Source organism: Blattabacterium sp. (Periplaneta americana) str. BPLAN, from assembly GCF_000093165.1.
Lineage (GTDB): Bacteria > Bacteroidota > Bacteroidia > Flavobacteriales > Blattabacteriaceae > Blattabacterium.
Window position 1 is genome coordinate 627,203 of sequence record NC_013418.2, and the last position, 9,792, is coordinate 636,994.

Annotated in this window: 11 protein-coding genes; all 11 read right to left on the reverse strand. The window is 27.4% G+C overall.

Features of this window, described 5'->3' with window-relative positions:
* Nucleotides 1-7: 7 nt before the first annotated feature.
* Entirely contained in the window at nucleotides 8-1,234 is a 1,227-nt protein-coding gene (locus tag BPLAN_RS03080; protein ID WP_012821734.1) for an aminotransferase class V-fold PLP-dependent enzyme, read from the reverse strand.
* Nucleotides 1,235-1,236: 2 nt separating this feature from the next.
* Complete coding sequence (gene sufD / locus BPLAN_RS03085; RefSeq protein WP_012821735.1) at nucleotides 1,237-2,535, reverse strand: Fe-S cluster assembly protein SufD; 1,299 nt, start codon at nucleotides 2,533-2,535, stop codon at nucleotides 1,237-1,239.
* An 11-nt stretch (nucleotides 2,536-2,546) separates the two neighbouring features.
* The gene (gene sufC, locus BPLAN_RS03090; protein ID WP_012821736.1) at nucleotides 2,547-3,305 is read right to left on the reverse strand and encodes a Fe-S cluster assembly ATPase SufC; all 759 of its coding nucleotides are present in this window, start codon (nucleotides 3,303-3,305) and stop codon (nucleotides 2,547-2,549) included.
* A 39-nt stretch (nucleotides 3,306-3,344) separates the two neighbouring features.
* Nucleotides 3,345-4,787: a Fe-S cluster assembly protein SufB gene (gene sufB / locus BPLAN_RS03095; RefSeq protein WP_012821737.1), complete on the reverse strand. Its 1,443-nt coding sequence runs from the start codon at nucleotides 4,785-4,787 to the stop codon at nucleotides 3,345-3,347.
* Between the two features lie 7 nt (nucleotides 4,788-4,794).
* Nucleotides 4,795-5,124: an iron-sulfur cluster assembly accessory protein gene (locus tag BPLAN_RS03100; RefSeq protein ID WP_012821738.1), complete on the reverse strand. Its 330-nt coding sequence runs from the start codon at nucleotides 5,122-5,124 to the stop codon at nucleotides 4,795-4,797.
* A gap of 22 nt (nucleotides 5,125-5,146) precedes the next feature.
* Nucleotides 5,147-5,650, reverse strand: coding sequence for a DUF192 domain-containing protein (locus tag BPLAN_RS03105; protein ID WP_012821739.1), 504 nt, complete (start codon nucleotides 5,648-5,650; stop codon nucleotides 5,147-5,149).
* Entirely contained in the window at nucleotides 5,647-6,525 is an 879-nt protein-coding gene (lgt, locus tag BPLAN_RS03110) for a prolipoprotein diacylglyceryl transferase (protein WP_012821740.1), read from the reverse strand. The genes BPLAN_RS03105 and lgt overlap by 4 nt, the downstream gene beginning before the upstream one ends.
* A 23-nt stretch (nucleotides 6,526-6,548) precedes the next feature.
* Entirely contained in the window at nucleotides 6,549-6,767 is a 219-nt protein-coding gene (gene yidD / locus BPLAN_RS03115) for a membrane protein insertion efficiency factor YidD (RefSeq protein WP_012821741.1), read from the reverse strand.
* A 74-nt stretch (nucleotides 6,768-6,841) separates the two neighbouring features.
* A complete protein-coding gene (locus BPLAN_RS03120; protein WP_012821742.1) occupies nucleotides 6,842-7,612 on the reverse strand; it encodes an alpha/beta fold hydrolase in 771 nt (256 codons plus the stop codon).
* Nucleotides 7,609-8,340 carry a pyridoxine 5'-phosphate synthase gene (locus BPLAN_RS03125; RefSeq protein ID WP_012821743.1) on the reverse strand — a complete coding sequence of 244 codons (732 nt, stop codon included), beginning with the start codon at nucleotides 8,338-8,340 and terminating at the stop codon, nucleotides 7,609-7,611. Before BPLAN_RS03125 ends, BPLAN_RS03120 begins: the two co-directional genes overlap by 4 nt.
* 1 nt (nucleotide 8,341) lies before the next feature.
* Nucleotides 8,342-9,619, reverse strand: coding sequence for a mechanosensitive ion channel family protein (locus BPLAN_RS03130; RefSeq protein WP_012821744.1), 1,278 nt, complete (start codon nucleotides 9,617-9,619; stop codon nucleotides 8,342-8,344).
* Nucleotides 9,620-9,792 lie beyond the last annotated feature (173 nt).

Consider the following 9,792-nt stretch of genomic DNA (forward strand, 5'->3'; position numbering starts at 1 on the left):
ATCCTTTTTACTTTAGTAAAAACTTTCTCGCTTTCAAAAGTCCTTCCAATAAATAATCTATTTCTTTAAAAGTGTTATAAATAGAAAAACTAACACGAACCATTCCTGCCACATTGAAGAAATTCATCAAAGGCTGAGCACATAAATGACCCGTACGAACGGCAATTCCTAGACGATCTAAAATACTCCCTATATCAAAACAATGCAATTTGCTCAAATTAAAAGATATAATACTCAATTTTTTTTTAGAATCTACTCCTCCATATAATTGGATTCCATCAATAGTACTTAAACGCTGTATAGCATAATTTAAAAGTTTTTCTTTATAAGATTGTATATTTTCTACGCCTATTTTTTCTACAAAATCTATAGCAGATCCCCAAACAATAATTCCCTCTATATTAGGTGTTCCAGCTTCAAACTTAAATGGTAAATCGGAATAAGTTGTTTTTTCAAAACTTACATTTTTAATCATTTCACCACCTGCTTGATAAGGAGAAAGAGCATCTAATATTTTTTCCTTTCCATATAAAACTCCAATTCCAGTAGGTCCATACATTTTATGCGCAGAAAATACATAAAAATCTGGATTTAAATCTTGTACATTTAAGCTTAAATTAGAAGGGACTTGAGCTCCATCAATCAAAACTAGTGCCCCATATTCATGAGATTTATCAATAATGTTTTTAACGGGATTCACAATTCCCAAAACATTAGATACATGTGTTATTGCTACTAGTTTAGTTTTTTCTGAAATTAATAATTCGAAATCTTCTAATTGCAAAATTCCATCTTTGTCAATTGGAATAATTTTCAATAAAGCACCTTTTTTTTTACAAAGAATTTGCCATGGGACAATATTGGAATGATGTTCAAGATAAGAAATAATTATTTCATCTCCTTTTTTAATATTAATACTAGATGCTACCAAATTAATAGATTCAGTAGTCCCTTTTGTAAAAATAATTTCTGAAGAATGTTTCGCATGAATAAAATTTTGTATTTTTTTTCTTACATCTTCTACATGAAAGGTAGCTTTTTGACTTAAAAAATGTAGACCTCTATGAACGTTAGAATTTATCGTAGAATAATAATTTTCAGAAGCATGAATCACCTGCAAAGGCTTTTGAGTCGTTGCCGCATTGTCTATATAAACTAAAGGATTGGAATAAACTGTTTTTTTTAGAATTGGGAATTGACTTCGTATTTCTTGAATTGTTTTTTGTGAAAACATAATTATAAATATATCCCTAATTTTTTTTTCATCTTTTCATAAACTAAATTTTTCAATTTTAAAATATTCATAGTTTTTAAGATTTCTTCTAAAAAAGAAAGCAATAATAAAACTTTACTTTCTTTTTCCGAAATTCCTCTTGATTGACAATAAAATAAATCAAGTTCATGAAAACTTCCAACAGTACAACCATGTGAACATTTCACCTCATCAGAGAAAATTTCTAATTGAGGTTTAGCATATATACAAGCTTCGTCAGAAAGAAGAATATTATTATTTTTCTGAAAGGCCTTAATGTTTTTGATACACTTATCAACGAGTATTTTTCCATTAAAAATTCCCATCGATTTATTCCATAAAATATTTTTATATAATTGAAAACTATGAGCATTTGAATATAAATGCTCCATTGATGTATGATGATCTACTAATTGCTCCCCTGATAATAGAGAAATTCCATATAGATAAGAAGAAGTGAATTTTCCATGAGAAGAAAAATTCAAATTGTTTCTAATAAACTTTCCTTGAAAAGAAAAGGTATAAAATGAACATTTACTACGTAAATCCTGCTTCACAAAAGTATTATCTATGATGGATAATTCATCAAAATTATCTTGAATTTTATAATATTCTATTTGACTATTGGAAAAAGCATAGATTTCACTAACAGAATTATTAAACAATAAATGTTTTTTTAAACATTTATGATGTTCAATAATTTTAACAAAAGAATATTTTCCCACTATAATCAAATTTCTTGGATTTAACATAATTTTCGACTCTCTCCCCGTATAGATGTGCAATATTTCTATAGGTCTTTTCAAAAAAAGATTATCAGGAATATAAATATATACTCCATCTTTTGAAAAAATGGTATTTAAAATGTTAAAAGCCTCATCCAGATTAGATAATTTCCCATAAAAATCTTTAATTGTTCTTTCTTCTTGTGAAGCTAGATTAGATAATCTAATGTTATTAGATGTATGAGAAGAAATGGATTGGTATTTCCCATCAATAAAAATTATAAGAAAAGAATCGTCTAAATAAATCAATTCTTTGATCTTTTGATATTCTAAATCTTTTCTTTGTTGAGAAAGTTGAGAAAAAAGATTATATTCTTGATTAAGAATTGAATTAACATTTGTATTTTTCCATTCTTCATCTGTAACAGATGGAAACCCTTTTTTTAGAAAAAGATCTATAGATTTATGTCGTAAACTAGATATATAGGAAGATTCTTCATGAATGTTTTTTTTTCGAAACTTTGAAAGTGAAGAAAAAATTCTATCTTTTAATAACATGAGACCATCAATTAATTTTCTTTTATTTGATTTTTAATCCAATCATATCCTTCTTTTTCTAATTTTTCAGACAAATCCTTATTTCCTGATTGAACTATTTTTCCATCATACAAAATATGTACAATATAATTTGAAAATAAATAATCTAATAATCTTTTGTAATGAGTAATAATAATCATAGAATTTTTTTCGTTTTTTAACGTATTAATTCCTCTCGCTACAGTCCTCAAAGAATCTATATCCAAACCTGAATCTACTTCATCTAAAATAGATAATAAAGGATCTAACATGGCCATTTGAAATATTTCATTTCTTTTTTTTTCTCCTCCAGAAAATCCTTCATTTAAAGAACGGTAAAAAAAATCTTTTTCTACATTTAAAAGATCCGCTCTTTCCTTCATTTTAAAAAGCATTTCTTTAGCAGACATTTTACCTAAACCTCGTGCTTTACGAGATGCATTAATCGCTGTCTTAATAAAATTAATTACAGAAATCCCTGAGATTTCTACCGGATTTTGAAAAGAAAGAAAAATTCCCAAGTGTGCACGTTTGTCTGGAGAAAGAGAGATCAAATCCTTATTCTGAAAAGAAATATTTCCTTTAGTTATATGATATTCTTTTTTTCCAGCGATAACAGAAGCTAGTGTACTTTTTCCAGAACCGTTAGGCCCCATAATTACATGAATTTCTCCTGGATTAACTTGAAAATTAATTCCTTTAAGAACTTCCTTTCCCTCTACAGAAACATGTAAATTCTTTATACTCAACATATTCAAATTATTATTTATTTCCTAATAAATCCAAATCCACTATCCAACAGATCCTTCCAAGGAAACTTCTAAAAGTTGTTGAGCTTCTACCGCAAATTCCATTGGCAGTTTTTTTAAAATTTCACTACTAAAACCATGAACAATGAGAAAAATGGCTTTTTCTGTATCAATTCCACGTTGATTACAATAAAAGAGTTGATCTTTTCCAATTTTTGAAGTAGTAGCTTCATGTTCTACTTGAGAGGTAGAATTATATACATTGATGTAAGGAAAAGTATGCGCTCCACATTCGTTTCCTATTAATAAAGAATCACATTGGGAAAAATTACGTGATTTTACGGCTTTAGGAGATATCTTCACTAATCCTCTGTAATTATTTTGAGCTTTTCCAGCAGAAATTCCCTTTGAAATAATAACACTTTTTGTTTTCTTTCCCAGATGAATCATTTTAGTTCCCGTATCTGCTTGTTGAAAATCTTTAGTTAAAGCTAAAGAGTAAAATTCTCCAATAGAAAAATCTCCTTTCAGAACACAAGATGGATATTTCCAAGTAATAGAAGACCCAGTTTCTACTTGTATCCAAGATATTTTAGCTCTTTCTTCACATAATCCACGTTTTGTAACAAAATTGAAAACACCTCCTTGTCCTTTTTTATCACCAGGAAACCAATTCTGAACGGTAGAGTATTTAATTTCAGATTTTTCCAAAGCAACTATTTCTACCACTGCAGCATGTAATTGATTCTCACTTCTTTGTGGAGCAGTACATCCTTCTAAGTAACTAACAAAAGATCCTTTATCTGCAATAATTAAAGTTCTTTCAAATTGACCAGTTTTATTTTCATTAATACGAAAATAGGTAGACAATTCCATAGGACAGCGAATTCCTTTTGGAATATAACAAAAAGAACCATCTGAAAAAACAGCTGAATTAAGAGCTGCATAAAAATTGTCTTTCCTTGAAACTACCGAACCTAAATATTTTTTAACAATGTCTGGATATTTCTTCAAAGCATCACTGATGGAGCAAAATAAAATTCCCTGACCTTTTAGTTTTTCTTGAAACGTAGTAGCTAAAGAAACAGAATCTAAAACTATATCTGTTGCAATCTCAGAAACGTGTTTTTTTTCTTTCAGAGGAATTCCTAATTTATTAAATGTATCTAATAATTCTGGATCCACTTGATCTAAATCATTCAGATTTATTTTCTTTTTTGGAGCAGAATAGTAACTGATTTCCTGATAATTTGGTTGATCATATTTTATATTTGCCCAAGTTGGTTCTTTCATTTTTTTCCATATAGAATAGGCTTCTAATCTCCAATCTAACATCCATGTTGGTTCCTCTTTTTTTTCCGAGATCTTTTGAATGACATTTTCACTTAATCCTACTGGAATTTTATCCGATTCTATTGGAGTATAAAAACCATACTTATATTCAGAACTAGTAAAACTTTCTAAGATTTTATTATTTTCTTTCATACACTCACTATGATGAAAAACTTTTTCCGCATCCACAAGTATGTTTAGCATTAGGATTTTTAAAATAAAAGCCTTTTCCATTTAATCCACCTGAATACTCTAACGTCGTTCCTGCTAAATAAGGAAAACTATTTTTATCTACTAATATTTTCATATCTCCATATTGAAAAAGTTTATCTTCTTTTTTTTGTTTTTGATCAAAAGTCAGCTCATAGGAGAAACTAGAACATCCTCCTTTTTTAACCCCAAATCTAATGAAAGAAATTTCATTAGAAATTCCTTCTTCTTTCATAATAGAATTCAATTTACTTTTAGCTTGATCTGATATAAAAACCATAATATTTAAATTTTTTTATTATCTATGTTTTTTTAAAAAAAACCTTTGTAATTCCATTTTTAATGCCCCATTTATCTGACATTCCTGCATTAATTTCCAAAATATATTTAACCGAAGGATTATTAAGAACTTCTATATTTCTCATAGGGGAAACATATTTATTAACAAAAATAACTGTGTAAAAATGATCAATATAAACAATATCTAAAGGAATTCGCATATTTTTCATATTCATTTTTTGAATTTCTTCTTTTTTATCTAAAATAAATAACATTCCTCTATCCTCTTTCATAAAAGATCGATACATTAATCCGTTTTTTTTTTCTATTTCTTTATTAGCTAATTCTATTTCAATTTTTTTTAAAAAAAAATTTTTATTTTTCATGTATAATTCTCCATGTTTCAAAAATTGAATTTCTAATTGATCTCCTATATCTCGGAATAATTCATCCTCCTTTTCACTTTTTTCAGAAGATAAAAAAAAGAAAAAAACTATTAGAGAAAATAAAATCTTCACTTTCTTCATGAAAAAAAATATTTTCTTTTCCTTGAAAAACTAAGAATAATTATTCCAAAAATCACACATGGAATACTTAACCATTGTCCAGTGTTTAAAAAAAATAAATTGATGATCTCATTTCCTTGTGGTTCTTTTATAAATTCTAACAAAAAACGAACAGACCAAAGAAAAGTAAAAAAAATTCCAGATATATATCCAACAAGATCTCTTATATTTTTTTTCCGGTATAAAAACCATAAAAATAAAAAAATAAGTAAATAACTAATAGCTTCATAGATCTGAGCAGGATGTCTAGGAACTAGATCTCCATATGCAGTATCCATTTGTACAAATTTAACAGACCAAGGAAAATCACAAGGCTTTCCCACAATTTCAGAATTGAAAAAATTTCCTATTCGTATGAAAAAAGCAGCTAATGAAGCTACAATACATAATCTATCACATATCCAAAAAAATGATTTATTTTTATTTCTCAATATTTTTTTATGATAAAAAAAACTAGATAAAATAATTCCTATAGTAGCTCCATGACTAGATAAACCTCTATAACCAATAAATTCATAACCTTTGATCATTCCTAATAAAAGACTGGAAGAATTTTCTCTTACAGGAAGTAAAGCTTCTATCCAATGATCGGAAAAATATGAGAAATCATAAAAAAATACTTGTCCTAATCTAGCTCCTAAAATAGTTCCTAAAACCGTATAAATCAATAGAGGATCTAAATATTTATGATGAATATTATCAATTCTATAAATATATTTCATGACATACCATCCTACTAAGAAAGAAACAACAAACATTAAACTATAAATATGAATAGATATTCCATTCCATAAAACAAATTTCGTAATGGGATCCCAATTAATATATTCTAACATAATTGTGAATTTAATTTTATTTTTTATTTAATAGGATCATATCCTGATTTTCCCCATGGATGACACCGAATAATTCTTTTAAAAATTATTAAAATAGCTCTATAGAGACTATATGTAGTTAAAGATTGAATCATATAATCTGAACAGCTAGGAATGTATCTACAATGTTTTCCTATCCATGGGGATATTCCAATTTGATAAAATTGAACAATTTTTAAGAGGAAAATCTTGAATACTTTCATACGTTACTTTTTTTATACATTACGATTTCTGTTACGAAGAAAATTTAAAGAATAATTAACCACAAACCGTTCAACTATGTTTCGGATAGAAAATCAGATATTTCTCTGTAAAAATCTATAGGATTATCTACATGAATCCAATGATTTGCTTTTTTTACAAGAACAATTTTTGCTTTTGGAAAAAGTTTTTGTATGCGAAAAAGATCTTGATGGATAAGATAATCCGAATATTCTCCGCGTAAAAAAAGAGCAGGATTATCAAAAATTCCCCCTTGGATCTCCTCTTGAATCAAATAGGAATAATTATTTTCAATTCCTAGCAAGAAAAAACGAAACGCTAATTTTCCATCTTTTTTTCTATAAGTACATTTAGAAAAAAAGGACCGAATCTCTGCAGAAGAAATAAAAGGTTTTAGAAAAAGATCAAGATCTTTTCTAGTTTTAATAATATCAAAGTCCACATTCTTCAAGACTTGAATAATTTTTTTATGATAAGTGGAAGAATAGGACCTAGGACCTATATCTACAATGATGATTTTTTTAGGAATTGACGGACAATTTATAGAAAATTTCATAACAGCTCTTCCTCCCATGGAATGACCTATCAATATAGGATGAATTAAATTATAATGATTAATATATTCTAATAAATCTTCTGAGATAAGATCATAATTCATTTTTTCAGAAAAAAAGCTTTTTCCGTGGTTTCTAATATCTAACAAATGTACTTGATATGTTTGAGAAAATTTTTCTGCAAAAGAAATCCAATTTTCTCCACTTCCAAATAAACCATGAAAAACTAAAATAGGCTTTCCTTTTCCAAAAATTCTAGAATGTAATATCATATTTGATGATTTGCTTTATAAATGCGTTTTAAGTAAGTTTGAATAGTATTTTCTAATCCCATATAAAGAGAATCACTAATTAAAGCCTGTCCTATAGAGACTTCTACAATTGAAGGAATATTTTCAATTAAAAAAGAGATATTTTCTAAATTTAAACCATGTCCTGCGTTAATTAACAAATGATGATTGATAGCCTCTTTTGCAGTAATAATATAAGGATCAATACAATTCCATTTTTTATTAGCGTATCCTACAGCAAAGTTTTCCGTATATAACTCTATCCTGTCTGCCCCTGTACTAGCTGCATACGGGACTAATTTTGGATCTGGATCTAAAAAAATAGAAGTGCGAATTCCGTGATTCTTTAGTTTTTTAACGGTTTCAGTCAATAAATCCTGATAACAAATAGTATTCCATCCTGAGTTTGAAGTAATAACATTATTTGGATCAGGGACCAATGTGACTTGATTAGGCAAAATATCTAATACCAAATTCATAAACTTATTAATAGGCCTTCCTTCAATGTTCAATTCTGTTTTTACAATGGATTTCAAATCATAAACATCTTTATATGTAATATGTCTTTCATCAGGACGAGGATGAATAGTAATCCCATTTGCTCCATACTTTTGCACATCTTTTGCTACCTGTAAAAGATTTGGAATATTCCCTCCTCTTGCATTTCTTAATGTAGCTATTTTGTTTAAATTCACGCTTAATTTTACCATATTAATAAGGGACATTTGTAGTTACTTGTGTGACTTTTAAGTTAAATTCTTTAGCAGCTGTTAATAAATGATCAAAAACACTAGCTTGTATTTGTTCATATTTGATGGATTCAGAAGTATTTGTAAAACAATATAACTCTATAGGGAGACCATAAGGAGTAGGTTCTAAATGTCTAACCATTAACGTTTCCGACTGTGATATTCGGGGATGTTGATGTAAATACTCTAAGGCATACTGACGGAAAAGCCCGATATTAGTTAATCTTCTTCCATTAATATCCATACTCACATCAATATTGTTTTCTTTATTAAAACTTTCTATTTCTTTTTGTTTTCTATGGATATAATTCTTAATTAAATAAAAATGTTGAAACTTTTCTAACTTAGCCGAATTACAGAAATGAAATGATTGGATGTTAAATAAAATAGATCTTTTAATTCTGCGTATGTTTTTTTGACGCATTACTTCAAAATTTGTTACAGCAGTAGATATCAAATCATAAGTGGGGACGCTTGTAATCGTTTTATCAAAATTTTCTATTTTTGCAGAAGTTAAGTTAATTTCTCTTACTGTTCCTTCTATACTATATTTATGGATTCCTATCCAATCTCCTACTTTAATCATTTTTGTGGAAGCCATTTGCACTCCGGATACAAATCCAAGGATCGTATCTCTAAAAACTAAGATAACAATAGCTGTTATAGCCCCTAAACTAGTAAGGACCGTAATAAGATCATTTTTTGTTAAAATAGCAATAATGACTAAAACACAAAATATAACAGATACAATTTTTAATAATTGTGAAAAAGAACGTACAGCTATTGTTTGATGATTATTTTCACTGGTAGCAATTCTCATAATTGAATTAACCACTCGAATTAAAAATTGTAAAATAATCAGAACAAACAAAATGTCGAATATTTTTTCTAGATAAATGATGATCGTCTGGTAATTTTTAAAAAATGGTTTGATTAAAAGATATCCAATTGATAATGGAAAAAAATGAGCTAAACTGTCAAAAACTTTATTCTCATATAAAATATTATCCCAAATAAAATGAGTAGAATTCACTATTCTCCTTCCAATAAAACGAACTCCTCTATTGAATATCCATTCTAAGATAATTAATAAAACACTGAATAAAAACATTTTACTAATTATAATAATAGTTATACTTCCCCATTTTTTGAGATCTAAATAATGGAGGAATTCATAAAGCCATTCATAATACTGAATATTGAATTTTCCTAATATTTCCATAATAATTTTACAAAACATCTATTCTCACATTAACTTAGTATAAGTTATTTTCAATAATTTTATCCTGTAATTAGGATTTCATATTATTTTTTTTGTCTATATGATTCTTGGTAGATTGAAGAATATAATAGATATTGAATTTCATTATAGAAATATAAAAAATTTTGATTCAATTTTTAAATTTAAAAATT

What these genes read in the sequence shown, in the direction of transcription:
- BPLAN_RS03080 (WP_012821734.1), bottom strand. Translation starts at nt 1,234, where the DNA reads ATGTTTTCACAAAAAACAATTCAAGAAATACGAAGTCAATTCCCAATT.
- sufD (WP_012821735.1), bottom strand. Translation starts at nt 2,535, where the DNA reads ATGTTATTAAAAGATAGAATTTTTTCTTCACTTTCAAAGTTTCGAAAA.
- sufC (WP_012821736.1), bottom strand. Translation starts at nt 3,305, where the DNA reads ATGTTGAGTATAAAGAATTTACATGTTTCTGTAGAGGGAAAGGAAGTT.
- sufB (WP_012821737.1), bottom strand. Translation starts at nt 4,787, where the DNA reads ATGAAAGAAAATAATAAAATCTTAGAAAGTTTTACTAGTTCTGAATAT.
- BPLAN_RS03100 (WP_012821738.1), bottom strand. Translation starts at nt 5,124, where the DNA reads ATGGTTTTTATATCAGATCAAGCTAAAAGTAAATTGAATTCTATTATG.
- BPLAN_RS03105 (WP_012821739.1), bottom strand. Translation starts at nt 5,650, where the DNA reads ATGAAGAAAGTGAAGATTTTATTTTCTCTAATAGTTTTTTTCTTTTTT.
- lgt (WP_012821740.1), bottom strand. Translation starts at nt 6,525, where the DNA reads ATGTTAGAATATATTAATTGGGATCCCATTACGAAATTTGTTTTATGG.
- yidD (WP_012821741.1), bottom strand. Translation starts at nt 6,767, where the DNA reads ATGAAAGTATTCAAGATTTTCCTCTTAAAAATTGTTCAATTTTATCAA.
- BPLAN_RS03120 (WP_012821742.1), bottom strand. Translation starts at nt 7,612, where the DNA reads ATGATATTACATTCTAGAATTTTTGGAAAAGGAAAGCCTATTTTAGTT.
- BPLAN_RS03125 (WP_012821743.1), bottom strand. Translation starts at nt 8,340, where the DNA reads ATGGTAAAATTAAGCGTGAATTTAAACAAAATAGCTACATTAAGAAAT.
- BPLAN_RS03130 (WP_012821744.1), bottom strand. Translation starts at nt 9,619, where the DNA reads ATGTTTTGTAAAATTATTATGGAAATATTAGGAAAATTCAATATTCAG.